The sequence below is a fragment of the Serratia sp. 2C06 genome (genome assembly GCF_050037615.1).
Lineage (GTDB): Bacteria > Pseudomonadota > Gammaproteobacteria > Enterobacterales > Enterobacteriaceae > Serratia > Serratia ureilytica.
In genome coordinates this window covers 270,902-295,419 of the sequence record NZ_CP188299.1, presented here as the reverse complement: position 1 = coordinate 295,419, position 24,518 = coordinate 270,902, and the positions used below count along the sequence as shown (strand labels likewise).

Annotated in this window: 23 protein-coding genes; 10 read left to right on the top strand and 13 right to left on the bottom strand. The window is 60.3% G+C overall.

The features are described 5' to 3' along the window. Positions 1 to 436: 436 nt before the first annotated feature. Complete coding sequence (gene acnB, locus ACP3TA_RS01825; protein ID WP_033644692.1) at positions 437 to 3,034, top strand: bifunctional aconitate hydratase 2/2-methylisocitrate dehydratase; 2,598 nt, start codon at positions 437 to 439, stop codon at positions 3,032 to 3,034. A gap of 139 nt (positions 3,035 to 3,173) precedes the next feature. Next, the gene (gene yacL, locus ACP3TA_RS01820; protein WP_004937507.1) at positions 3,174 to 3,536 is read left to right on the top strand and encodes a protein YacL; all 363 of its coding nucleotides are present in this window, start codon (positions 3,174 to 3,176) and stop codon (positions 3,534 to 3,536) included. A 32-nt stretch (positions 3,537 to 3,568) separates the two neighbouring features. On the opposite strand, the gene speD is transcribed toward yacL, so the two are convergent. From speD to ACP3TA_RS01805, 3 genes are all read right to left on the bottom strand, one after another. Continuing rightward, the gene (gene speD, locus ACP3TA_RS01815; protein WP_004937510.1) at positions 3,569 to 4,363 is read right to left on the bottom strand and encodes an adenosylmethionine decarboxylase; all 795 of its coding nucleotides are present in this window, start codon (positions 4,361 to 4,363) and stop codon (positions 3,569 to 3,571) included. Positions 4,364 to 4,390: 27 nt separating this feature from the next. Continuing rightward, positions 4,391 to 5,254, bottom strand: coding sequence for a polyamine aminopropyltransferase (gene speE / locus ACP3TA_RS01810; RefSeq protein ID WP_016930071.1), 864 nt, complete (start codon positions 5,252 to 5,254; stop codon positions 4,391 to 4,393). Between the two features lie 123 nt (positions 5,255 to 5,377). Further along, positions 5,378 to 5,725, bottom strand: a complete 348-nt coding sequence (locus ACP3TA_RS01805; RefSeq protein ID WP_033644927.1) for a YacC family pilotin-like protein — start codon at positions 5,723 to 5,725, stop codon at positions 5,378 to 5,380. Between the two features lie 219 nt (positions 5,726 to 5,944). Between ACP3TA_RS01805 and cueO the strand changes: the two genes are divergently transcribed. Further along, the gene (gene cueO / locus ACP3TA_RS01800) at positions 5,945 to 7,639 is read left to right on the top strand and encodes a multicopper oxidase CueO (RefSeq protein ID WP_122004413.1); all 1,695 of its coding nucleotides are present in this window, start codon (positions 5,945 to 5,947) and stop codon (positions 7,637 to 7,639) included. A gap of 98 nt (positions 7,640 to 7,737) precedes the next feature. After that, positions 7,738 to 8,274, top strand: a complete 537-nt coding sequence (hpt, locus tag ACP3TA_RS01795) for a hypoxanthine phosphoribosyltransferase (RefSeq protein WP_122004414.1) — start codon at positions 7,738 to 7,740, stop codon at positions 8,272 to 8,274. Between the two features lie 37 nt (positions 8,275 to 8,311). Here the strand turns inward: hpt and can are convergent, their stop codons facing one another. Continuing rightward, positions 8,312 to 8,968: a carbonate dehydratase gene (can, locus tag ACP3TA_RS01790; RefSeq protein ID WP_015379031.1), complete on the bottom strand. Its 657-nt coding sequence runs from the start codon at positions 8,966 to 8,968 to the stop codon at positions 8,312 to 8,314. A 211-nt stretch (positions 8,969 to 9,179) separates the two neighbouring features. Between can and ACP3TA_RS01785 the strand changes: the two genes are divergently transcribed. The 3 genes from ACP3TA_RS01785 (at position 9,180) to ACP3TA_RS01775 (ending at position 12,325) form a co-directional block, all read left to right on the top strand. Then, entirely contained in the window at positions 9,180 to 10,103 is a 924-nt protein-coding gene (locus tag ACP3TA_RS01785) for an ABC transporter ATP-binding protein (RefSeq protein ID WP_033644695.1), read from the top strand. Further along, positions 10,100 to 10,870, top strand: coding sequence for an ABC transporter permease (locus tag ACP3TA_RS01780; RefSeq protein ID WP_033644696.1), 771 nt, complete (start codon positions 10,100 to 10,102; stop codon positions 10,868 to 10,870). Before ACP3TA_RS01785 ends, ACP3TA_RS01780 begins: the two co-directional genes overlap by 4 nt. A 177-nt stretch (positions 10,871 to 11,047) precedes the next feature. Continuing rightward, positions 11,048 to 12,325, top strand: coding sequence for a polysaccharide deacetylase family protein (locus tag ACP3TA_RS01775; protein ID WP_033644697.1), 1,278 nt, complete (start codon positions 11,048 to 11,050; stop codon positions 12,323 to 12,325). Between the two features lie 36 nt (positions 12,326 to 12,361). On the opposite strand, the gene panD is transcribed toward ACP3TA_RS01775, so the two are convergent. The 3 genes from panD to panB all read right to left on the bottom strand — a co-directional run bounded on the left by panD (position 12,362) and on the right by panB (position 14,560). Continuing rightward, positions 12,362 to 12,742: an aspartate 1-decarboxylase gene (gene panD, locus ACP3TA_RS01770; protein ID WP_004937544.1), complete on the bottom strand. Its 381-nt coding sequence runs from the start codon at positions 12,740 to 12,742 to the stop codon at positions 12,362 to 12,364. A 145-nt stretch (positions 12,743 to 12,887) separates the two neighbouring features. Further along, the gene (panC, locus tag ACP3TA_RS01765) at positions 12,888 to 13,742 is read right to left on the bottom strand and encodes a pantoate--beta-alanine ligase (protein WP_046687790.1); all 855 of its coding nucleotides are present in this window, start codon (positions 13,740 to 13,742) and stop codon (positions 12,888 to 12,890) included. A gap of 23 nt (positions 13,743 to 13,765) precedes the next feature. Next, positions 13,766 to 14,560, bottom strand: a complete 795-nt coding sequence (panB, locus tag ACP3TA_RS01760; RefSeq protein ID WP_004937548.1) for a 3-methyl-2-oxobutanoate hydroxymethyltransferase — start codon at positions 14,558 to 14,560, stop codon at positions 13,766 to 13,768. Between the two features lie 166 nt (positions 14,561 to 14,726). Here panB and qseB point away from each other — a divergent pair, with 166 nt between their 5' ends. Both qseB and qseC read left to right on the top strand, forming a co-directional pair. Continuing rightward, on the top strand, positions 14,727 to 15,389 hold the full coding sequence (gene qseB, locus ACP3TA_RS01755) for a quorum sensing response regulator transcription factor QseB (protein ID WP_033651337.1): 663 nt from the start codon (positions 14,727 to 14,729) through the stop codon (positions 15,387 to 15,389). Continuing rightward, on the top strand, positions 15,386 to 16,744 hold the full coding sequence (gene qseC / locus ACP3TA_RS01750) for a quorum sensing histidine kinase QseC (RefSeq protein WP_047573704.1): 1,359 nt from the start codon (positions 15,386 to 15,388) through the stop codon (positions 16,742 to 16,744). The genes qseB and qseC overlap by 4 nt, the downstream gene beginning before the upstream one ends. 5 nt (positions 16,745 to 16,749) lie before the next feature. On the opposite strand, the gene folK is transcribed toward qseC, so the two are convergent. The 6 genes from folK to thpR all read right to left on the bottom strand — a co-directional run bounded on the left by folK (position 16,750) and on the right by thpR (position 21,851). Then, entirely contained in the window at positions 16,750 to 17,250 is a 501-nt protein-coding gene (gene folK / locus ACP3TA_RS01745; RefSeq protein WP_004937558.1) for a 2-amino-4-hydroxy-6-hydroxymethyldihydropteridine diphosphokinase, read from the bottom strand. Then, positions 17,250 to 18,797 (bottom strand): polynucleotide adenylyltransferase PcnB, encoded by a 1,548-nt coding sequence (gene pcnB / locus ACP3TA_RS01740; RefSeq protein ID WP_071883579.1) that lies wholly within the window; start codon positions 18,795 to 18,797, stop codon positions 17,250 to 17,252. The genes folK and pcnB overlap by 1 nt, the downstream gene beginning before the upstream one ends. A 61-nt stretch (positions 18,798 to 18,858) precedes the next feature. Next, positions 18,859 to 19,770, bottom strand: a complete 912-nt coding sequence (gene gluQRS / locus ACP3TA_RS01735; RefSeq protein ID WP_033644703.1) for a tRNA glutamyl-Q(34) synthetase GluQRS — start codon at positions 19,768 to 19,770, stop codon at positions 18,859 to 18,861. Between the two features lie 195 nt (positions 19,771 to 19,965). Further along, entirely contained in the window at positions 19,966 to 20,421 is a 456-nt protein-coding gene (dksA, locus tag ACP3TA_RS01730; RefSeq protein ID WP_004937569.1) for an RNA polymerase-binding protein DksA, read from the bottom strand. Positions 20,422 to 20,604: 183 nt separating this feature from the next. Next, positions 20,605 to 21,312: a DNA/RNA nuclease SfsA gene (gene sfsA, locus ACP3TA_RS01725; protein ID WP_004937572.1), complete on the bottom strand. Its 708-nt coding sequence runs from the start codon at positions 21,310 to 21,312 to the stop codon at positions 20,605 to 20,607. Continuing rightward, positions 21,309 to 21,851: an RNA 2',3'-cyclic phosphodiesterase gene (gene thpR / locus ACP3TA_RS01720; RefSeq protein ID WP_042785353.1), complete on the bottom strand. Its 543-nt coding sequence runs from the start codon at positions 21,849 to 21,851 to the stop codon at positions 21,309 to 21,311. Before thpR ends, sfsA begins: the two co-directional genes overlap by 4 nt. A gap of 190 nt (positions 21,852 to 22,041) precedes the next feature. Between thpR and hrpB the strand changes: the two genes are divergently transcribed. Then, positions 22,042 to 24,480 carry an ATP-dependent helicase HrpB gene (hrpB, locus tag ACP3TA_RS01715; protein WP_175403936.1) on the top strand — a complete coding sequence of 813 codons (2,439 nt, stop codon included), beginning with the start codon at positions 22,042 to 22,044 and terminating at the stop codon, positions 24,478 to 24,480. Positions 24,481 to 24,518: the final 38 nt, after the last annotated feature.

Here is a 24,518-nt window from a genome sequence, read left to right as displayed (position 1 = left end):
TTGTGGCCGCTGCGCCAAATTCCGATCCTCATGCTTATATCCATTTCAATTATGTGGATATAATGCCCTGTTTGTCCGGCAGCCGATTACGCTGCGCTCAACGATTCAGCAAAGATTTAATGTTGCTTTTATGTGAACGAATTAACAACCGTTTCAAATCCTGATATGCTGGCTGAGCGGAACCGGGCACTGTACCTTACAGTCCAGGACATCGACAGCAGTGCCCCGTCAGGATAGATGGCATCAATATCGCCGTGCGCTCTACCCATCAGTCTTTCATGCTGTAACGCTGTTTGACCGTGCTTGTTTGCCCCAATCACCGTTTCGGGGCCTTTACGGGCCGATCGCCTAGCCACAGAGTGAAACCCAAAGGGTATAAACCCGGTTTGCATATACGCCAGGCACAATAAATGACAATGAGAGCGAGGAGAACGTCGTGCTAGAAGAATACCGTAAGCACGTAGCCGAGCGTGCTGCTGAGGGCATCGCCCCTAAGCCGCTAGACGCCACCCAAATGGCCGCGCTGGTCGAACTACTGAAGAATCCGCCAAAAGGCGAAGAAGAATTCCTGTTAGACCTGCTGATTAACCGTGTTCCACCGGGCGTCGACGAAGCCGCCTACGTCAAAGCAGGTTTCCTGGCGGCCATCGCCAAAGGTGAAGCGACATCCCCCCTGGTTACCCCCGAGAAAGCCATTGAACTGTTAGGCACCATGCAGGGCGGCTATAACATTCATCCGCTGATCGAAGCCCTGGACAACGAAAAGCTGGCGCCGATCGCCGCCAAAGCGCTGTCCCACACGCTGCTGATGTTCGACAACTTCTACGATGTAGAAGAGAAGGCGAAAGCCGGCAACGCGCACGCCAAGCAGATCATGCAGTCCTGGGCCGATGCCGAATGGTACCTGTCGCGCCCGGAGCTGGCGGAAAAGATCACCGTCACCGTGTTCAAAGTGACCGGCGAAACCAACACCGATGACCTGTCCCCGGCGCCGGACGCCTGGTCGCGCCCGGATATCCCGCTGCACGCGCTGGCGATGCTGAAAAACGAACGTGAAGGCATCGTGCCGGATCAGCCGGGCAGCGTCGGCCCGATCAAACAGATCGAGCTGCTGAACAAGAAAGGCTTCCCGCTGGCCTACGTCGGCGACGTGGTCGGCACCGGTTCCTCCCGTAAATCCGCCACCAACTCGGTGCTGTGGTTCATGGGCGACGACATCCCGCACGTGCCGAACAAGCGCGGCGGTGGCGTGGTGCTGGGCGGCAAGATTGCGCCTATCTTCTTCAACACCATGGAAGATGCCGGCGCCTTGCCGATCGAAGTGGACGTGTCCGAGCTGAACATGGGCGACGTGATCGACGTTTACCCGTACAAAGGTGAAGTGCGCAACCACGAAACCGGCGCGCTGATCGCCAACTTCGAGCTGAAAACCGACGTGCTGCTGGATGAAGTGCGCGCCGGCGGCCGTATCCCGCTGATCATCGGCCGTGGCCTGACCACCAAGGCGCGCGAAGCGCTGGGTCTGCCGCACAGCGACGTGTTCCGCATCGCCAAACCGGTAGCCGCCAGCAACAAAGGCTTCTCGCTGGCGCAGAAAATGGTCGGCCGCGCCTGCGGCGTCGCCGGCATTCGCCCTGGCGAATACTGCGAGCCGAAGATGACCTCCGTCGGCTCTCAGGACACCACCGGCCCGATGACCCGCGATGAGCTGAAAGACCTGGCCTGCCTCGGCTTCTCCGCCGATCTGGTCATGCAGTCGTTCTGCCACACCGCCGCGTACCCGAAACCGGTCGACGTGACCACGCACCACACGCTGCCTGACTTCATCATGAACCGCGGCGGCGTCTCGCTGCGCCCGGGCGACGGCGTGATCCACTCCTGGCTGAACCGCATGCTGCTGCCTGACACCGTCGGCACCGGCGGCGATTCCCACACCCGCTTCCCGATCGGCATCTCCTTCCCGGCCGGTTCCGGCCTGGTGGCGTTTGCCGCCGCGACCGGCGTGATGCCGCTGGATATGCCTGAGTCGGTGCTGGTGCGCTTCAAAGGCAAAATGCAGCCGGGCATCACCCTGCGCGATCTGGTGCACGCCATCCCTTACTACGCGATCCAGCAGGGGCTGCTGACCGTCGAGAAGAAGGGCAAGAAAAACATCTTCTCCGGCCGCATTCTGGAGATCGAAGGCCTGCCGGATCTGAAGGTCGAGCAGGCGTTTGAGCTGACCGATGCGTCCGCCGAACGTTCCGCCGCCGGTTGTACCATCAAGCTGGACAAGGCGCCGATTGAAGAGTACCTGAACTCCAACATCGTGCTGCTGAAGTGGATGATCTCCGAAGGCTACGGCGATCGCCGTACGCTGGAGCGCCGTATTCAGGGCATGGAAAAATGGCTGGCGGATCCGCAGCTGCTGGAAGGCGATGCGGATGCGGAATACGCAGCGGTGATCGACATCGATCTGAACGAGATCAAAGAGCCGATCCTGTGTGCGCCGAACGATCCTGACGATGCGCGACTGTTGTCTGACGTGGCCAACAGCAAAATCGATGAAGTGTTCATCGGTTCTTGCATGACCAACATCGGCCACTTCCGCGCGGCGGGCAAGCTGCTGGATCAGCACAAGGGCCAGCTGCCGACCCGTCTGTGGGTGGCGCCGCCAACCAAGATGGATGCGGCTCAGCTGACTGAAGAAGGCTACTACAGCGTCTTCGGCAAGAGCGGTGCGCGTATCGAGATCCCGGGCTGCTCGCTGTGCATGGGCAACCAGGCGCGTGTGGCGGACGGCGCGACGGTGGTCTCCACCTCGACCCGTAACTTCCCGAACCGTCTGGGCACCGGTGCCAACGTCTATCTGGCGTCTGCCGAACTGGCCGCGGTAGCGTCCCTGCTGGGCCGCCTGCCGACGCCGGACGAGTACCAGACCTATATGGCGCAGGTCGACAAGACGGCGGCGGATACCTACCGCTACCTGAACTTTGACCAACTGGGTCAGTACACCGAAAAAGCCGACGGCGTGATCTTCCAAACCGCCGTGTAAGCCGCTATATTGCGCAACTGTTTAACGGGAGGCCTTGGCCTCCCGTTTTATTTTGCTCAGTTGCCAACTTTGCGAGCGCTCACTGAGTTAGTCCGCCATTTATGTTTACACTAAGAAAAAGGGCTCAGGAGGGCATGCTATGGATTACGAATTTCTGCGTGACGTCACCGGTCAGGTGATCGTCAGATTTTCGATGGGGCATGAAGCGATTGGCCACTGGATCAACGAAGAAGTTAAAGGCGATTTCAACCTGCTGGATCGGATTGAAGCCGGTGCGGCCGAGGTCAAAGGCAGCGAGCGCCAATGGCAGCTGGAAGGCCATGAATATACGCTGCTGATGGATGGTGAAGAAGTGATGATCCGCGCCAATCAGCTGGAGTTCGAGGGTGATGAAATGGAAGAGGGGATGAACTACTACGACGAAGAAAGCCTCTCATTCTGCGGCGTTGAGGACTTCCTGCTGGTGTTGAAGGCCTATCGTTCTTTCATGCTGAAGTACTAAGCATCAGGGCGCGGCGTGCCGCGCCCTTTCCATCACAGATGCGGAATATTGCGGCCGTAATAGATTTCCTGCATCTCTTTCCATAACAGATCGGTGATCTGCTTGCGTTCGGCTGCGCTCAACGCCTCCGGCTCCGCGTTAAACAGGTAGTGCTTCAGATCGAAATCTTTCAGCAACATCTTGGTATGGAAGATATTTTCCTGGTAAACGTTCACGTCCATCATGTGGTACAGCGCCTTGATGTCCTCCGACATAAAGTTCTGGATCGAATTGATCTCATGATCGATGTAATGTTTCACGCCGTTCACGTCGCGGGTAAAACCGCGCACGCGATAGTCCATGGTGACGATGTCGGATTCCAGCTGGTGAATTAAGTAGTTCAGCGCCTTGAGGGGCGAAATGACGCCGCAGGTCGAGACCTCGATATCGGCGCGGAAGGTGCACAGCCCGCCTTCCGGATGGCTTTCCGGGTAGGTGTGCACGCAGATATGGCTCTTGTCCAGGTGCGCGACGACCGTATTCGGCAGCGGACCGGGGTGTTCCGACGTATCGACGTCTTTCGGATCGATCGGCTCTTCGCTGACCAGGATGGTGACGCTGGCGCCCTGCGGCTCGTAGTCCTGACGCGCGATGTTCAGAATATTGGCGCCGATGATCGAGCAGGTTTCGCTCAGGATCTCGGTCAGCCGGTTGGCGTTATATTGTTCGTCTATGTAGGCGATATAGCCATCGCGATCGTCCGCGGTTTTGGCGTAACAAATATCGTAAATACAAAAACTCAGGCTCTTGGTCAGGTTGTTGAAGCCGTGCAGTTTTAGCTTATGCAATTTGGGCCACCTCCTTTATCTTCTCGCTTAACGTGTTACGTTCAGGGCATTGAGCAAATATTGCGGCAGGGCAAAGCTGCCGACGTGAATTGCCGGGTTGTAATAACGGCAGTGTAGGCCGCTTTGGTTAAAGCGCTGTTGCAGGGTTGGCAGATCGCGCTGGCGCAGCGCCGGGTTCTGGCTCGCCCAGGCGAAGGTCATGATGCCGCCGTAATAGGTCGGGATCGCCGCCTGATAGAAGCTGACGTCGCTAAAGTAGCGGCTCAGTTTGGCGTGGCTGTTGACCGCCTCGTCCTGCTGCAGGAAACAGACGCCGTTTTGCGCGACGAAAATGCCGCCCTCATTCAGGCAGCGGGCGCAGCCTTCATAAAACGCCGAGGTGAACAGGCTTTCGCCGGGGCCGATCGGATCGGTGCAGTCGGAGATGATCACATCGAACGTTTCGTCGGTTTGATTCACGAAGTTGACGCCGTCGTCAATCACCAGCTTGAAGCGCGGATCGTCATAGGCGCCGGCGCTGTGGTTGGGTAGGTACTGGCGGCAGAACTCGACGACGCCGGCGTCGATTTCGACCATGGTGATCTGCTCAACGCCAGGATGCCGGCTGACTTCGCGCAGCATGCCGCCGTCGCCGCCGCCGATGATCAGCACTTTCTTCGCCTGGCCGTGCGCCAACAGCGGCACGTGGGTCAGCATTTCGTGATAGATGAACTCGTCACGCTCGGTGGTTTGCACCACGCCGTCGAGCGCCATCACGCGCCCCAGCACCGGGTTCTCGAAGATCACCAGATCCTGATGATCGGTCTTCTCGCGGTATAGCACCTTCTCTACCGAAAAGTACTGGCCGAAGCCCGTATGCAGCGTTTCGTACCAAATTTCTTTCTGGGTCATGTGCGGGAAACTCCGTAATAACAGCCATGAAAAATCGGCGCAACATCATAGCTAACTCTGCCTGGCGATGCACGGTTGAATTTCAGACAGAGAGAGCGGAGGGCGGACGGGCGAGGGGGAAGATTAATTGGCGTAGGCCAGCAGGCTCAGGGAGTCGCGCGCCAGCGATTTGCACTTCTTGGGCGTTGGAATGGCGATGCCGCTCAGATCGCGATAGCTGTCTTCGCCCAGCGCCTTCATGTTAAAGCTGTTGTAGTTGCTCAAATCCCAGCGGTTTTGTTGCGCGAAATAGACGATGGCGCGTTTGATTTGCGCATTTGGCAAATCGTTGTAGCCGCAATCATTTTTCAAATAAATAAATACCGCCGTCAGATCGGCCAGATCTTCCGCCTCGGATTCATTCAGCGCCAGACTGGCGTTGGAGAAGCCCAGCATCGCCAGCAACAGCATCGTTAACGTTGTTTTTTTCATCATGAAATAGGCCTGTTTGTCGTCTGCAGACGTTACCACACTTGTCTGTAAAGGCACCAAATTTTATTGCTGACGGGCGCTGCCATAGCGCTCACCCACGGCGCGCTCTTGATTGTGAGGCATAGCTTAAAATACCGCCAGGAAAGGCTTGACCTTCCGCCTGGGGGAAGGTTTAGGCTGGCTGCGTTGAGTTATGTCACTGAGAAAAGGGAGTCAGCGATGTTACGCCGTGATTTTATTAAATTGACCGCTGCATTGGGCGCCGCGAGCGCATTGCCGTTATGGAGCCGGGCCGCCTTAGCGGCCGAGCGGCCGGCCCTGCCGGTGCCCCCGTTGTTAACGCCCGACGCGCAGGGAAAGATTGCGCTGGCGCTGCAAGCGGGGGAAACCCGCTGGTTGCCCGGCGCCGCCACCAAAACCTGGGGATTCAACGGCGCGCTGCTCGGGCCGGCGGTGAAGCTGCAGCGGGGTCAGCCGGTGACGGTCGATATCAAAAACAGCCTGGCGGAAGCCAGTACCGTCCACTGGCACGGCCTGGAAATCCCCGGCGACGTCGATGGCGGCCCGCAGGCGTTGATCCATCCCGGCGCAACGCGCACGGTGAATTTCACCGTCGATCAACCGGCGGCCACCTGCTGGTTCCACCCGCATACCCACGGTAAAACCGGCAGCCAGGTGATGATGGGGCTGGCGGGGCTGGTGCTGCTGGAAGACGATGAAAGCGCCAAACTGCCGCTGCCGAAAACCTGGGGGCAGGATGACGTTCCGGTGATCCTGCAGGATAAGCGGCTGGGCAAAGACGCGCAGATCGAATACCGCCTGGACGTGATGAGCGCGGCGGTGGGCTGGTTTGGCGATCGCATGTTCACCAACGGCGCGCAGTATCCGCAACATCTGGCGCCGCGCGGCTGGCTGCGCCTGCGTTTCCTCAACGGTTGCAACGCCCGCTCGCTGAATCTGGCGGCCAGTGACAACCGTCCGCTGTACGTCATCGCCAGCGACGGCGGTTTCCTGGCGGAACCGGTGAAGCTGACCGAGCTGCCGATGCTGATGGGCGAGCGCTTTGAAGTGCTGGTCGATGCCTCCGACGGGAAAGCGTTCGACATCGTGACGTTGCCGGTGAAACAGATGGGCATGACGCTGGCGCCGTTCGATCGGCCGCTGCCGGTGTTGCGCATTCAGCCGTCGTTGGCGCAGGGCATCAAAACCATGCCGGACAGCCTGGTGAAGCTGCCGACATTGCCTGCCACTGCCGGCATCCAGGAGCGTTGGCTGCAGCTGATGATGGATCCGCAGCTGGATATGCTCGGCATGCAGGCGCTGATGGATCGTTATGGTCATCAGGCGATGGCCGGCATGAGCATGAATCATGGCGCGACGGGCGCTGGAGACATGAAAGGCATGGATCACGGTAACATGAAGGGCATGGAGAAGGGCGGCATGCAGGGCATGGACCACGGCGACATGAGCAGCATGAAAGGCATGAAAGGCATGAAAGGCATGGATCATGGCAAGATGGCCGGGATGGATCATGGCGGCGCGCAGGGCAACGCCAAACCGTTCGACTTCAGCCACGGCAACATGATCAACGGCAAGGCCTTCGATATGACCAAACCGATGTTTGCCGCCAAACGGGGCCAGTATGAAAAGTGGACCATTTCCGGCGAGGGCGACATGATGCTGCACCCGTTCCACATTCACGGCACCCAGTTCCGTATTCTGTCGGAAAACGGCAAACCACCGGCGGCGCATCGCAGCGGCTGGAAGGACACGGTGCGCGTCGAAGGTTGGCGCAGCGAAGTGCTGGTGCGCTTCGACCATCCGGCAAGCAGCGAACATGCGTATATGGCCCACTGCCACCTGCTGGAGCATGAAGATACCGGCATGATGATGGGCTTTACCGTCGGCGAATGATCGCGGCCCGTCGCTCAGGTGGCGGTGCGCTCGCGTCGCCACCGGCGAAAGGCTATGCTAAACTCTGCGCCTTTCTTCCGGCAACTGACCTGAATACTATGAAACACACTGTAGACGTAATGATTTCCGAGCAGGAAGTTAAGATCCGTATCGCCGAACTTGGCCGCCAGATCACCGAACATTACCGCGACAGCGGCAGTGACATGGTGCTGGTTGGGCTGCTGCGCGGCTCCTTCATGTTCATGGCCGATCTGTGCCGCGCGATTGACGTGCCGCATGAAGTCGACTTCATGACGGCTTCCAGCTACGGCAGCGGCATGTCCACCACTCGCGACGTGAAGATCCTCAAGGATCTGGACGAAGACATTCGCGGCAAAGACGTGCTGATCGTGGAAGACATCATCGATTCCGGCAACACGCTGAACAAAGTGCGCGAGATTTTGGCGCTGCGTGGGCCGAAATCGCTGGCGATTTGCACCTTGCTGGACAAGCCTGAGCGCCGTGAAGTGCAGGTGCCGGTCGAATATGTCGGCTTCTCGATCCCGGATGAGTTCGTGGTGGGGTATGGCATCGACTACGCCCAGCGCTACCGTCACCTGCCGTACGTCGGCAAAGTGGTGCTGCTGGACGAGTAATTGATGTGGGGCGCGGCCTGCCGCGCCCGCGGCGGGATTATACGCCTTTATCCTGCTTCAGTTTGGCTATCGCTTTGCGGTAGCCCATCTCCAGGCTCTCGCGGCTGGTCGCCAGCACTTCCATATCGCGCAGACGGCCGTCCTGAATGCCGTACACCCAGCCGTGGATCATCACCTTCTGGCCGCGTTTCCAGGCCGATTGCATGATGGTGGAGTGGCCCAGGTTGTATACCTGCTCAATGACGTTGATCTCGCACAGCATGTCGAAACGCTGTTCCGGCGGCAGCTCGCCCAGCAGCGAACTGTGCTTGTACCACAGATCGCGAATGTGCAGCAGCCAGTTGTCGATCAGCCCCAGCTCCGGGTTTTCCACCGCGGCCTGCACGCCGCCGCAGCCCAGGTGGCCGCAGATGATGATGTGTTCGACCTCCAGCACATCTACCGCATACTGCACCACCGACAGGCAGTTAAGATCGGTGTGGATAACGAGGTTCGCCACGTTGCGATGGACGAACAGTTCACCCGGCTCGAGGCCGGTCAGGCGTTCTGCGGGAACGCGGCTGTCAGAGCAACCAATCCATAAGAAGCGGGGCTTTTGCGCCTGGGCTAAACGTTCAAAAAAATCCGGGTCTTCCTGACTGATATTGGCCGACCAGGCCTGGTTGTTGGCGATAAGCTCTTCGATTTCTTTCATGGAGGTGATTGACCCGTAACGAACAGATTGCGTTGGGGTAATATAGGGTAAGCGTCACAATTTGGAAATCGGAACAGTGGTGCAACCTCATTTACCGCACGGATTCGACGCAGTGAAAACGCCGTCGATGCTAGGATTATTGTTATTGTTTCAAGCCTCGCAAACAGGGGGCGCGGCGGCATACTCATCGTTATAAGGTACTATTTTACATATGAATTATGCACTGGAATTAGCGCAGCTGACCAAGACTTACGCCGGTGGCGTCAAGGCGCTGCGCGGCATCGACCTGAGCGTCGAGGCGGGGGATTTTTATGCCCTGCTGGGGCCAAACGGCGCCGGAAAGTCCACCACCATCGGCATCATCAGCTCGCTGGTGAATAAAACCGCCGGCAGCGTGCGGGTGTTCGGTTACGACATCGATAAAGACATCGTCAACGCCAAGCGCCAGCTTGGCCTGGTGCCGCAGGAGTTCAACTTCAACCCGTTTGAGACCGTATTGCAGATCGTGGTGAACCAGGCGGGTTACTATGGCGTCACGCGGCGTGAAGCGATGGCGCGCGCCGAAAAGTACCTCAATCAGCTGGACTTGTGGGGCAAGCGCAACGAGCGTGCTCGCATGCTGTCCGGCGGCATGAAGCGCCGTCTGATGATCGCCCGCGCGTTGATGCACCAACCAAAGCTGCTGATCCTCGATGAACCGACCGCCGGGGTGGATATCGAGCTGCGCCGCTCGATGTGGGGCTTCCTGAAAGAGCTGAACGCCCAGGGCACCACCATCATCCTCACCACCCACTATTTGGAAGAGGCGGAGATGCTGTGCCGCAACATCGGCATCATCCAGAACGGGGAGCTGGTGGAAAACACCTCGATGAAGGGGCTGCTGGCCAAGCTCAAGTCGGAAACCTTTATCCTCGATCTGGCGGCGAAAAGCCCGCTGCCGAAGCTGGACGGTTACCGCAGCCGCCTGACGGATACCTCGACGCTGGAAGTGGAGGTGATGCGTGAACAGGGGCTGAACGGCCTGTTCGCCCAGCTGAGCGCGCAGGGCGTGCAGGTGCTGAGCATGCGCAACAAGGCGAACCGCCTGGAAGAGCTGTTTGTCACCCTGGTTAACGGCAATGGAGAGAAAGCATGACGCGTTTGTATTGGGTGGCCTTACAGAGCATCTGGGCCAAAGAGGTGAACCGCTTCGCGCGCATCTGGATCCAGACCCTGGTGCCGCCGGTGATCACCATGACGCTGTACTTCATCATCTTCGGCAACCTGATCGGGTCACGCATCGGCGATATGCACGGCTTCAGCTACATGCAGTTCATCGTGCCCGGCCTTATCATGATGGCGGTGATCACCAACTCCTACGCCAACGTCGCGTCGTCGTTCTTCAGCGCCAAATTCCAGCGCAACATTGAGGAACTGCTGGTGGCGCCGGTGCCGACCCACGTGGTGATCGCCGGTTATGTCGGCGGCGGCGTGGCGCGCGGTATCTGCGTCGGCGTGCTGGTGACCATCATCTCGCTGTTCTTCGTGCCGCTGCAGGTGCACGCCTGGTGGGTGATTGCGCTGACGCTGTTGCTGACGGCGATCCTGTTCTCGCTGGCGGGGCTGATCAACGCGGTGTTCGCCACCACTTTCGACGACATCAGCCTGATCCCGACCTTCGTGTTGACGCCGCTCACCTACCTGGGCGGGGTGTTCTACTCGCTGTCGCTGCTGCCGCCGTTCTGGCAGGCGGTGTCAAAGCTGAACCCGATCGTCTATATGATCAGCGGTTTCCGCTACGGTTTCCTCGGCATCAACGACGTGCCGCTGGCGTTCACCATGGCGGTGCTGGTGGCGTTTATCACGGTGTTCTACCTGCTGTCCTGGTACCTGATCGAACGCGGCCGCGGCCTGCGCAGCTGATCCTGATGCGCCCTCGTTTTCCCGGCGGGGGCGCTTTTCCCGATTTGGCGCAGGCGGCGCGTAAATCAATAGAATCGCTCAAATAACCGCTAGTTCCCCGCTGTTCAAATCGTGCTATGCTGGCGCTCCACATTTCCTTCATTTTTGTCATTACGCACTCGTAAGCAGAACATCATCATGCGGCCTCAATACAAGTTGGCGACTGGGTTACTCGGCATTCTGATGTCGTTGGTTTCCCCTGTGAGCCTGGCGAATCTGCTGTCGGAAGACGGCGCGGTTAAATCTGAATACATGGAAGCGCAGCGCGACAGCGAAGTCTATTCGCTGGTGGGCGAGCATGTGATCCCGGTAGGGGAAGTGAAGCGCGGGCAGCTGATCCAGGTGTTCCCGGCGGATGCGGAATACTACGAATTCAAATTCGGGCACGGCACCGGCTTTATCGATAAAGACGACGTGCGCGAGCTGAAGAAGTCGCGCAAGGTGCAAGACGATCTGGGCGAGCTGAACAAGCCGCTGACCAACCAGAATCTGATCACCCAAAAGGCGATCGACGTATACACCGCGGCGGACAAGGACAGCGAGGTCTTCGGCACGCTGGAAGGCAATCTGCGTTATCCGATCATCGGCAAGCTGAAGGATCGGCTGAACAATACCTGGTACGAGGTCAACATCGGCGATCGGCTGGGGTTCGTCAATGAGCTGGACTGCGAGATCGATAACGGCATACCGGTGCTGACTTACCATCACCTGCTGAAAAACGAAGAGAACAAGCGCTTCCGCCATACTTCGACCACCACCTCAGACGTGGCGTTCAGCAACCAGATGACCTACCTCAAGCAGGCGGGCTACGACACCATTTCGCTGTATCAGCTGGAAGCCTACCTGAAGAATCAGATCAACCTGCCGGGCAAGGCGATCGTGCTGACCTTCGACGACGGGCTGAAATCGGTTTATCGCTACGCTTACCCGGTATTGAAGGATTACGGTTTCCGCGCGACGGCGTTCATCATCTCTTCGCGCATCAAGCGTCATCCGCAGAAATGGAACCCGGACTCGCTGCAGTTTATGAGCGTCTCGGAGCTCAAGCAGATTCAGGACGTGTTCGACGTGCAGTCGCACACCCACTTCCTGCATCGCACCGACGGCAATCGCCAGCCGATTTTGCTGAGCCGTTCGCTGCACAATATCGAGTTCGATTTTGAGCGTTCGCGCCGCGCGCTGTCGCAGTTCAACCCGCACGTGCTGTATCTGTCCTACCCGTTCGGCGGCTATAACCAGCGGGCTATCCAGGCGGCGCAGGACGCCGGTTTCCATCTGGCGGTGACCACGGTGCAGGGCAAGGTGAAGCCGGGGGATAATCCCTATACGCTGAAGCGGCTGTATATTCTGCGCACCGACTCGATCCAGACCATGGCGGATCGGATAGCCAACAAGCCGGGTACGGTGGTGCAGTAAGGAAAAGAACGGGCGCGCGAGGCGCCCGTTTTACCGTCAGGCGACCTGAACCGGCACGGCTTTCGCCTTGCGCTGCAGGTTGTTGTCACCCTCGAAATAGGCGACCTTCGGGTGATGTTGGCGGGCGTCAGCGTCGGTCATTTGCACATAGGAGCAGATGATCAGTTTGTCACCCACGCAGGCGCAGCGCGCGGCGGCGCCGTTGACCGAAATGATGCGCGAACCGCGCTCGGCGGCGATGGCGTAGGTGGAGAAGCGCTGGCCGTTATCCACGTTGTAGATATCGATCGCTTCATATTCCAGAATGCCGGCCGCTTCCAGGAAATCCTGATCGATGGCGCAGGATCCTTCATAGTGCAAGTCAGCCTGAGTGACTTTGACGCGATGCAGCTTGCCTTGCAGCATAGTACGTATCATAGCTTTACCTAACTGAATATCGGCCTTCACAGGCGTTGGGGTTGAACATCTCTCCTGCATCCCTGCAATCTCTATCGTCACCGATCGTCCCGCCATTGTCTACCTATGGTCATGGCGGAAGGATGACGACAGTATAAAAAATGACTTACAGCGTCAGGTCAACCTGCTGGTTGTCGATAAGCCGCGCTTTGCCCAGCCAGGCGGCCATCAGCACCACCGCCCGTTGGCTGTCCACCGTCAGCGGCTGCAGGCTGTCGGCATCGCGAATAAACAGCTCATCCGGCGTAAAGCCGGCGGCGCGTAGTTGCTCGGCGGTCTGTTCCAACAGCGTTTCGACATGGCGCTCGCCATTGGCCAGCTGCTGCGCCAGCGCGTTCATGATTTTGCTCAGCTGCGGCGCAACCTTGCGCTCTTCGGCGGTCAGGTAACCGTTGCGTGAACTGAGGGCCAGGCCGTCTTTGGCGCGCACGGTCGGCACGCCGACGATGTCGATGTCGTAACCCATGTCCGCCACCATTTTGCGGATCAGCGCCAATTGCTGGTAGTCCTTCTCGCCGAAACAGGCCAAATCAGGCTGCACCAGGTTGAACAGCTTGCTGACGATGGTGGAAACGCCGCGGAAGTGGCCCGGCCGGCTTGCGCCTTCCAGAATGGTGGAGATGCCCGGCACGTCGACATAGGTTTGCTGCTCCAGCCCCTGCGGATAGACCGCGGCCGGGGCCGGCGCGAACACCAGATCGACGCCGCGGCGGGTCAGCTTCTCGCTGTCTTCCTGCAGCGTGCGCGGGTAGCGCGCCAGATCGTCCGGGCGATCGAACTGCATCGGGTTGACGAAGACGCTCACCACCACCACGTCGGCGCGGGCGCGCGCTTCATCGACCAGCGTCATATGGCCGTCGTGCAGGTTGCCCATGGTCGGCACCAGTGCGATGCGCTTGCCGTCCTGGCGCCAGCGGCGGATCTGCTGACGCAGCAGCGGCAGGGTTTCGATAATAATCATTGGGTGACTCCTGGAACCATCGCTTAGTTAAAAGAGTGTTCAGCCGCCGGATAGAGGCCTTGCTCTACTTCCTGAATGTAGTGTTGCACCGCCGTGCGGATATCGCCGCTTTGCGCCAGGAAGTTCTTGGCGAATTTCGGCGTGTGGCCGCCGGTGATGCCGAAGGCGTCGTGCATCACCAGGATTTGGCCGTCGGTGCCGTTGCCGGCGCCGATGCCGATGACCGGAATGGAGAGCGCTTCGGTGATCTGGCGTGCCAGCTCGGTCGGCACGCACTCCAGCACCAGCAGCTGAATGCCGGCCAGCTCCAGATTCTGCGCATCCTGCAGCAGCTGTTTGGCGGCCAGTTCGTCGCGCCCTTGCACCTTATAACCGCCGAACACGTTGACCGACTGCGGCGTCAGCCCCAGGTGGCCGCATACCGGCACCGCGCGTTCGGCGAGCATTTTCACCGTGTCGCACAGCCAGCTGCCGCCTTCCAGTTTCACCATGTTGGCGCCGGCGCGCATCAGCTCGGCGGCGTTGGCGAAGGTCTGTTCCGGGGTGGCGTAACTCATGAACGGCAGATCGGCCAGCAACAGGCAGGCCGGCGCGCCGCGGCGCACGGCGCGCGTGTGATAGGCGACGTCGGCGACGGTGACCGGCAGCGTGGAGTCGTGGCCCTGCAGCGTCATGCCCAGCGAATCGCCCACCAACAGGACTTTAATGCCTTGCTCTTCAAACAGCTTGGCAAAGCTGGCATCGTAGGCGGTAAGGGTAGCAAACTTGCGTTGCTCCTGTTTCCACTGGCGCAAATGGGTCACGGTGGTGGGTTTCATCACAACGTCTCCTGAAACGGGCCGTGCGGCTTACGCAGGCCCAGGCTGCAAAAAAGTGCAGCCATTCTACTGTAACCCGATCGGGGTGGGTAGCGCGGATCGCCATGCTTAAGCGGTTCTTAAGAACCTTGTGGTGCAATGGCGTCATGACTCAAAAGGGATACTCATGCGAATTCTGCTGATCGAAGATGACAAACTGATCGGGGACGGCATCAAGGCCGGGCTGACCAAACTCGGCTTCAATCTGGACTGGTTCACCGACGGCGCGGTTGGTAAAAACGCCCTGGGCAGCGCGCCGTATGACGCGGTGATCCTCGATCTCAGCCTGCCGGGCCTCGATGGACTGGATCTCCTGCGCCAGTGGCGCCAGGCCGGGCAGGATGTGCCGGTGCTGATCCTTACCGCCCGCGATGCGTTGGAGCAACGGGTCAGCGGGTTGCAAAGCGGCGCCGACGACTATCTGTGCAAACCGTTCGCGCTGGCCGAAGTGGCGGCGCGCCTGCAGGCGCTGATCCGCCGTCGTCACGGCCAACTGATGCCACAGCTGACGCACGGCAACGTGGTGTTCGACAGCGCCACCCGCAGCGTGAGTTGCAACGGCGAACCGGTGACGCTGACGCCGCGCGAATTGGCGGTGCTGGAGCTGTTTCTGCACAACAAAGGGCGCGTGTTGGCGCGGCCGTTGATCCAGGAGAAGCTGTACAACTGGGACGACGAGGTGAGCAGCAACGCGGTGGAGGTGCATATTCACCACCTGCGGCGCAAGCTGGGCAACGGCTTCATTCGTACTATCCACGGTGTGGGCTATACGCTGGGGGATGCCCCGTGAAGCGCCTCAGCCTGCGGCTGCGTCTGATCCTGATTTTCAGCCTGTTGGCGCTGCTGACCTGGTGCACTGCCAGCGTGGTGGCCTGGGTGATGTCGCGCAATACCATCAACGAAGTGTTCGACACCCAGCAGATGCTGTTCGCCAAGCGGCTGGCGACCGCCAACCTCGGCGATCTGCTGGCCGATGAAAGCGCGCGCAGCCTGCCGAAAACCAAGAAGCTGGTGCATCATGGCAAACGGGGCGAGCAAGATGATGACGCGCTGGCGTTCGCCATCTTCGATCGCCAAGGCAAGATGCTGCTCAACGACGGCGAGAACGGTGCCGACTTCCTGTTTGACGGGGAGCGTGAAGGTTTTACCGACGGCGAACGCAAAGGCGATGACGACAGTTGGCGCCTGGTATGGTTGACCAGCCCGGACGGGCGCTACCGCATCGTGGTCGGCCAGGAGTGGGATTACCGGCGCGATATGGCGCTGGGCATGGTGACCGGCCAATTGGTGCCCTGGCTGGCGACGCTGCCGGTGCTGATGTTGCTGATTGCGCTGATGGTCGGGCGCGAGCTGCGGCCGCTGCGTGCGGTGGCCGCCGGTTTGCGTCGGCGCGCACCCGATGACGCCACGCCGCTGGATGCGCGCCAGGTGCCAACCGAGGTGCGCCCGCTGGTGGATGCGCTCAACGCGCTGTTCGCCCGCATCAATGCGTTGCTGGTGCGGGAGCGGCGTTTCACCTCCGATGCCGCGCACGAATTGCGCAGCCCGCTGGCGGCATTGCGGGTGCAGACCGAAGTGGTACAGTTGGCGGGGGAGGATGCGCCGATGCGCGAGCACGCGCTGGACAATCTGACGGTCGGCATCGATCGCGCCACCCGGCTGGTGGATCAGCTGTTGACGTTGTCGCGGCTGGATTCGCTGTCGGATCTGGCCGAGCTGGCGCCCATTGACTGGAACGAACTGGTGATGATGACCCTGGCGGAACAGGATCGGCTGGCTCATGCGGCGGGCGTGACGCTGCGTTATGAACAGCAGGGAACGCCGCCGGTGCGTCAGGGGCAGACTCTGCTGCTGTCACTGTTATTGCGCAACTTGCTGGACAACGCGGTGCGTTACACCCCGCAGGGCGGCGCGGTCACCGTGACGTTGAGCGAGCGCTCGCTGACGGTAGAGGATGAGGGGCCGGGGGTGACGACAGAGCATCTGGCGCGGTTGGGGGAACGCTTCTATCGCCCGCCGGGACAGGAGCAAACCGGCAGCGGGCTGGGGTTATCTATCGTGCAGCGTATCGCCGGCTTGCATGGTTTACAGGTCAGTTTCGCCAATCGCCCGACAGGCGGGTTCGTCGCGCGGCTGGCGCTGTAGGCGGGTCAGGATTTCGGTTTTGGCGAGTGCCACAGCGCCATGCCGTTTTCCGGCACGCGCTTGAGGCAGCTGGCGAGCGGTTCGCCATCGGGGAAAATCAGATCGGGGGCGATTTCCGCCAGCGGGTAGAGCATGAATTCGCGCTCTTTCAGGCCATAATGCGGTACGGTCAGGCGATCGGTATGGATCACTTTGTCGCCGTACAGCATGATGTCTAAATCGAGCGTGCGCGGCCCCCAGCGTTCATCCTTGCGCACGCGCCCCTGATTGCGTTCTATCGCCTGGGTATGGTCGAGCAGCTGTTCGGGCGGCAACAGGGTATCCAGCGCCACCACCGCGTTGAGAAAGTCCGGCTGGTTTTGCGGCCCCAGCGGCTTGGTGCGGTAAAACGAAGAACAGGTGACCAGCCGGGTGCGCGGGAGATGCTCCAGCGCCTCCAGCGCGGCGTTAACCTGTTGCAGCGGCTGCGCCAGGTTGCTGCCCAGCGCGATATAAACGCGGATCATTATGCCCCTTCTTTACGCGGTGCCCGGCGACGAGGACGGCGTTGACGTGCGCGACGCGGCGCCGGATCGTCACCCAGGGTGCTCAACATGGCTTTCTGCCGCGCCGGCGTGGCGTCCTGGAACTCACCCCACCACTCGGCCAGACGCAGCATCTCCTGATTGTCTTCCACTTCCGCACGCAGCGCCAGCAAATCATAGGCGGCGCGGAATTTCGGATGTTCCATCAGTTTGTGCGCGCGTTTGCCCTGACGACGAGACAGGCGCAGCTGCAGCTGCCAGATATCGCGCACCAGCGTGGTAATGCGTTTCGGGATCGCCAGCGAGCGGCACTGCTCGTCGAGCACATCGTTCATCGCCAGCGCGAAGGCGTCGTAGTACGCCAGGCCGCTTTCCTGCGCCAGTTTCTGCGCGTGCTCCAGCAGCGGGTACCACAGCATGGCGGCAAACAGGAAGGCCGGGTTGACGCGCATGTCGTTCTGCAGGCGATGATCGGTGTTCTTCAGCACCTGCACCAGAATGCGCTCCATCGGCGTATCGTGGTTCGGCGTGAAGTTGCGGGCGATCAGCGGGAATAGCGGTTGGAACAGCTGATATTCGCATAGCTTCAGGTAGGTCTGGAAACCGTAACCCGCCTGCAGCAGCTTGAGGGATTCTTCGAACAGACGCGCCGGTGGGATCTCATGCAGCAGCGAAGCCAGACGCGGGATCGGCTCGGCGGTCTCTTCACTGATGCGCATATCCAGCTTGGCGGCGAAGCGCACCGCGCGCAGCATGCGCACCGGATCTTCGCGGTAACGGGTTTCCGGATCGCCGATCAGGCGGATCACGCCTTGTTTCAGATCGTTCAGGCCGCCGACGTAATCGCGCAGGGTGAAATCCGCCACGCCGTAGTACAGGCTGTTGATGGTGAAATCACGGCGCTGGGCGTCTTCCTCGATCGAACCGAAGATGTTGTCGCGCAGCAGCATGCCGTTTTGCGCCTGCTGGGAGGAATTCTTGTCGGATTCCTGATTCTGTTCGTGGTGACCGCGGAAGGTGGCCACTTCGATGATCTCCGGCCCGAACATCACGTGCGCCAGACGGAAGCGGCGGCCGACCAGGCGGCAGTTGCGGAACAGCTTGCGCACTTGCTCCGGCGTGGCGTTGGTGGTGATGTCGAAGTCTTTCGGCTTTTTGCCGAGCAACAGATCGCGCACCCCGCCGCCGACCAGATAAGCCTCGTAGCCTGACTTGTTCAGGCGATAAAGCACTTTCAGCGCATTCTCGCTGATGTCTTTGCGCGAAATCGAGTGCTGTTCGCGCGGGATCACGGTCATCGAGTCGTTGCTCTCGGCGAGGGGGAAAGGCGGACGCTTGCGCGGCGTTGAGCGGCGGGCAGGGGCGTTGCTGCCGTTATCGGCGGCGCGCGGCTGCGGCGCAGGGCGGCTTGGCGCCGCGGCACGCTCTTCGCGGACTACGTTTTTATCGCCGGCCGCCGCGTCGTCGCGGGGCAGCTTGTCATCGCGGGTCAGTACCTTACGACAGAAGTTGGCTACTCGGGTAAAAATGGTACACCTCGATAGTGACTGATAAAAATGGAGCTAACAAAAAATAGCGGCTAATCATAGCTCACCATGGCTCCTTTGAGAATGCCGGCGTGTTTTCATCCAGAGGGATAGCCTCCTGACGCGGCACGTTTTCCAACCGCCAGTGTTCGATCGCCCAGCTCAATAATAATGGCAGGTCAAGATCTTGCCAGCTTTCCGGCAGCGGTTGGCGCAGAAATTTCAGCGCGGCGATCAGCACCGGCCGCGGATCGCCAGCGGGCAACGCCGGCGCATGGTTTTGCTTCGACAGTTTGATGCCGTTGGCGCCCAGCGCCAGCGGCAGATGCACATAGGCGGGCACCGGCGCCTGCAGCTGGCGGTAAAGGGCAATTTGGCGCACCGTCGGTTCGATCAGATCGGCGCCGCGGACAATCTCGGTCACGCCCTGAAAATGGTCGTCGATCACCACCGCCAGGTTGTAAGCGAACAGCCCGTCGCGGCGGCGAATGATAAAGTCTTCTCCCGCCAGCGCCGGATCGGCGTGCAATTCTCCCTGCAGGCGATCGTGGAACCGGTAAACGGGGGCGGTCTGACGCAAGCGGATGGCGGCGCCCTGCGGGCCGAGCTGCAAATCGCGGCAGTGGCCGTCGTACAATCCGCCGATTTGCTGGATGCGGCTGCGGGTGCAGGTGCAGTAATAGCTGAGCCCCTGGCGCTGCAACAGATCCAGCGCGGCGCGATAGGCGTCGTGACGTTGGGATTGATAGATGACCTGGCCGTCCCAGTGGAGACCATAATGTTCCAGCGCGGACAGGATGCGAGCGGCGGCGCCGGGGACTTCGCGCGGCGGGTCGATATCTTCGATGCGAACCAGCCACTGCCCGCGTTGGGCGCGAGCCTGAAGGTAGCTTCCCAGAGCGGCAATCAGCGAGCCGAAATGCAGATCCCCGGAAGGCGATGGGGCAAAGCGCCCCACATAATGACTTTCTTGCATATCAGAGGGGAGGGGTTCCCTTTTCTCTGTGCGGCGCACGCGGATGCGCACGCCGCAGCGGTAACATACTCGTTATGCTTGAAACTGCATCTGTGTTAGCTGCGCCTGCTTACCCGAATCACTTACTTGAGTAAGCTCATCGGCATGCGCATTCTTGCCGCCTTGATGCAGCTCCAATCATGTAGAGTAGCGGTATTAGCCGGCCATCTGCTTTTCGCGGATCTCAGCCAGCGTCTTGCAGTCGATGCACAGATCGGCGGTCGGACGCGCTTCGAGGCGACGAATACCGATCTCCACGCCACAAGATTCGCAGTAGCCGAAATCATCGTCTTCCACTTTCTTCAGCGTTTTCTCGATCTTTTTGATCAGTTTGCGTTCACGGTCACGGTTACGCAGTTCAAGGCTGAACTCTTCTTCCTGAGTAGCGCGGTCGGCCGGATCAGGGAAGTTGGCTGCCTCTTCTTGCATATGCGATACAGTACGGTCCACTTCGTCCCTGAGCTGGTTGCGCCACGCTTCAAGAATGCGCTTGAAATGCGACAACTGGGCGTCGTTCATGTACTCTTCGCCCGGCTTCTCTTGGTACGGCTCCACCCCAGCGATGGCGAGAATGCTCAAGGACGAGGTTTTACGGTTTTGCCCTTCTTGCATGTTGCTTCTCCTACATACACACGCACTATCGAATCCCCAATGCGGGGGAAAAACAGGCCGCTATAAATAACAGAAGGAAGGTAGGTTGGCAATTATTCCTGTCGCCCGCTTGACAATCGTGTGAAGGAAGGCGTATTTGGCGATCGTGCTGGCCGGTTGTCTATTTATAGGGACCCGGCTGCGCTAATCGATAAAAAACGGCAGCTTATCGCAGAGATAAATACCGTCAGGTGATAATTTTGCCCCATAGCAAACCACTTCCACTCCCAACTGCCGGACCTGTGCCAACAGCGCCGCATAGCGCTCATCTATATGATGTGCCGGTGCGACCTGCTCAATACCGCTGTGTAACACGGCAAAGAACAATACCGCCCGTTGCCCGCTTTCAACCACGCTGAGCAACTCACGCAGGTGCTTTTGCCCTCTGAGCGTTACCGCATCAGGAAAGTAACCACGTTGTTGTTGCAGTAATGTGACTGACTTAACTTCAATATAGCAGTTAACCCGATTTTCTGCCTGTAATAACAAATCGATACGGCTGTTTTCACCGCCGTATTTCACTTCGCCGCTAATTTTACTGTAACCGGATAATTCATTGATTAAATTGTGTTCGATAGCCTCGCGCACCAGCGCGTTGGCGCGCAGGGTATTGACGCAGATCCAGTGCCCCTGTTGGGTATGGGTCAGCTCCCAGCTGTGGGCGTATTTGCGTTTGGGGTTGTCCGAGGTGGAGTACCACACGGTGTCGCCGGGCGTGGCGCAGCCGGTCATGGCGCCGGTATTTGCGCAGTGCAGCGTAAAGGTTTCCCCTTCCGGGGTGATCACGTCAGCCAGAAAGCGTTTGTAACGTTTGATCAGCGTGGCGGAGCGCAGCGGTGGAGAAAAAATCATGGGGATGCCTGCTTGGCCAGCGGCCACTGTTCAAGGTGTTGGTAACGGGTGCGGCCGTTTTCGAACACCGATTCATACAAGGAAAAGGCGTCGGCGCTGAACGCCCAGCCCGGCGTCGCCGGCGGGATCGCCACCGGCTGGGTAGCGGCGCGCAGCAGCGTGATGTGCGGATGGAACGGCAGCGCGCTTTGATGGCAACCGCTGCGTGCGGCCTGCGAACGCAGCAGCTCGGCCAGCTGCAGCAATCCGCGCGGCGCGCGGCGGGTACCGAGCCAGACCACGCCGGGCCGCGGCCAATGGCCGAGATCGTCGAGCCGCATGCTGAAGCCGGGTTGAGCGATACGGCCGGCCAACTTACGCAGCGCCAGTTCTTTCTGTGCGCTGACTTCACCGAGAAACGCCAGCGTCAGGTGCAAATTGGCCGCCGCCACTGGCCGACCGGCCTCCGGTGCAAACGCCTCGGCGCGCCAGCGGACCACCTGCTGTTGCAGGGCGTCAGGCAAGGACAGGGCGAAAAATAGGCGGCGCGAATTGGACATAAGGGCTCGGCAAATGCATGACAATGCGGTCGGGAACAGCGGTAAACGTTACTGGCAGCGGCCCCGCGAGGGGCGCGGCGCACGAATGAGCTCCGTACTATAGCTAACGCCGCAACAGTTTGAAAGGTTACGGGGATAAAGCTAATGCTACACTGTACGCCGTTTAACGCTAATCACTACGGAGAATTCAGTGTCTTCATTGCCCGTCAGCGCAGTGCTCAATGAGTTGCTGGCTGCGCTGCAGTCTGCCCCGCAGGTGCTGTTGCACGCCCCGACCGGCGCCGGTAAATCCACCTGGCTGCCGCTGCAGATCATGGCTAAGGCCGGGTTGCCGGGGCGCATTATCATGCTGGAGCCGCGGCGGCTGGCGGCGAAGAACGTCGCCTATCGCCTGGCGCAGCAACTGGGGGAGGAGCCTGGCCAGACCGTGGGTTATCGCATGCGCGCCGAAAGTAAAAGCGGGCCGCAGACCCGGCTGGAAGTGGTGACGGAAGGCATTCTCACCCGCATGTTGCAGCAGGATGCCGAGCTGCAGGGCGTGTCGTTGGTGATCCTCGACGAATTCCACGAACGCAGCCTGCAGGCCGATCTGGCGCTGGCGTTGCTGCTCGATGTGCAGCAAGGGCTGCGCGACGATCTGAAACTGCTGATCATGTCGGCCACGCTGGATAACGCCCGTATGACGCAGCTGCTGCCGCAGGCGCCGGTGGTGGTGTCCGAGGGGCGCAGTTTCCCGGTTGAACGCCTGTATCAGCCGTTGGCCAGCCATCAGCGGCTGGAGGATGGCGTAACGGCGGCGGTGAAGCGCATGCTGGCCGAACAGCCGGGGTCTTTGCTGCTGTTCCTGCCGGGCGTAGCGGAGATCAACCGGGTGCTGGAGCGTTTGACCGGCGAAATGGCGAGTGATACCGATCTTTGCCCGCTGTATGGCGCTCTGCCTCTGGCGCAACAGCAAAAAGCGATTCAGCCGGCGGCGCCGGGCCGCCGCAAAGTGGTGTTGGCGACCAACATCGCCGAGACCAGCCTGACGATCGAGGGCATTCGGCTGGTGGTGGACAGCGGCCTGGAGCGCGTAGCGCGCTACGACGTGCGTAACGGCCTGACGCGGCTGGCGACACAGCGTATCAGTCAGGCCTCGATGGTGCAGCGCGCCGGGCGCGCCGGGCGTCTGGAACCGGGCATTTGCTGGCATCTGTTCGCCAAAGAGCAGGCGGAGCGCGCGGTGGAACATGCTGAGCCGGAAATTTTACAGAGCGATCTCACCGGCTTCTGGCTCGAGCTGCTGCAGTGGGGGTGCCATGATCCGGCGCAGCTGACCTGGCTTGACGCGCCTCCGGCAGCGGCATTGGCGGCGGCCAGGGCGTTGCTGTACCGGCTGGGAGCCACGAATGACGGCGACAAACTCACCGCGCCGGGGCGCCAAATGGCCGCTCTGGGATGTGAACCGCGGCTGGCGGCAATGCTGGTCGCCGGCGCGGCGCTGAGTGCCGACGGCCTGGCGACGGCCGCGTTGCTGGCGGCATTGCTGGAAGAACCGCCGCGCGGCGGGCAGATGGATATCGGTTATTGGCTGAGCCGCCCGCAGCCGAACTGGCGGCAGCGAGCCGCGCAGTTGGCCAAACGTCTGCCGCAACGTGCGGGGCAAGTTGACGCCGATTTGGCGCCGCGGCTGTTGGCGCTGGCATTTACCGATCGCATCGCCCAGCGTCGCGGTCAGGATGGCCGCTACCTGCTGGCCAACGGCCTGGGCGCGGCGATGAACCAGGACGAGGCGCTGTCGCGCGCGCCCTGGTTGATTGTCCCCAACCTGTTGCAGGGCCACAACAGCCCGGATGCGCGTATTTTGTTGGCGTTGCCGGTCGATATCGAGGCGTTGGCGGCGCAGCTGCCGGCGATGGTTATGCAGCGCACGGCGGTGGAATGGGATGAAGAGAAGGGCACGTTGCGCGCCTGGAAGCGCCAGCAGATCGGTCGTCTGACGCTGCGCGCGCAGCCGCTGGCCAAACCGGCGGACGAAGAGCTGCAGCAGGCGCTGCTCGACTGGGTGCGTGCGCAGGGGCTGGCGGTGCTCAACTGGGAGGGCGCCGCCGAACAATTGCGGGTGCGCCTGCAGTGCGCGCAAGCCTGGCTGCCGGAAGCGGAGTGGCCGGCGATGGGCGAAGAGCCGCTGCTGGCGGCGCTGGAGCAGTGGCTGTTGCCGTCGCTGAACGGCGTGCGCGATCTGCGCGGATTGAAGCAGGTCAACCTCGCCGAGGCGTTGTCCCGGCTGTTGGACTGGCAGCAAAAACAGCGGCTGGATAATGCATTACCCACTCATTACACTGTGCCGACCGGCAGCCGCCTGCCGATCCGTTATGAGGCCGGCAAACCGCCGGCGCTGGCGGTGCGTTTGCAGGAAATGTTCGGCGAGCAGCGCAGCCCGATGTTGGCTGAGGGTCGCATCCCGGTAGTGCTTGAGTTACTCTCACCGGCGCACAGGCCGTTGCAAATCACCGGCGATCTGGCGGCCTTCTGGCAAGGCGCCTACCGCGAGGTGCAAAAAGAGATGAAGGGCCGCTATCCGAAACACGTGTGGCCGGACGATCCGGCCACGGCGGCCCCGACGCGCCGAACGAAGAAATATCAGTAGGCCGCGATCGTTTAAGGTTTGGAATTCAGATGTTTCTT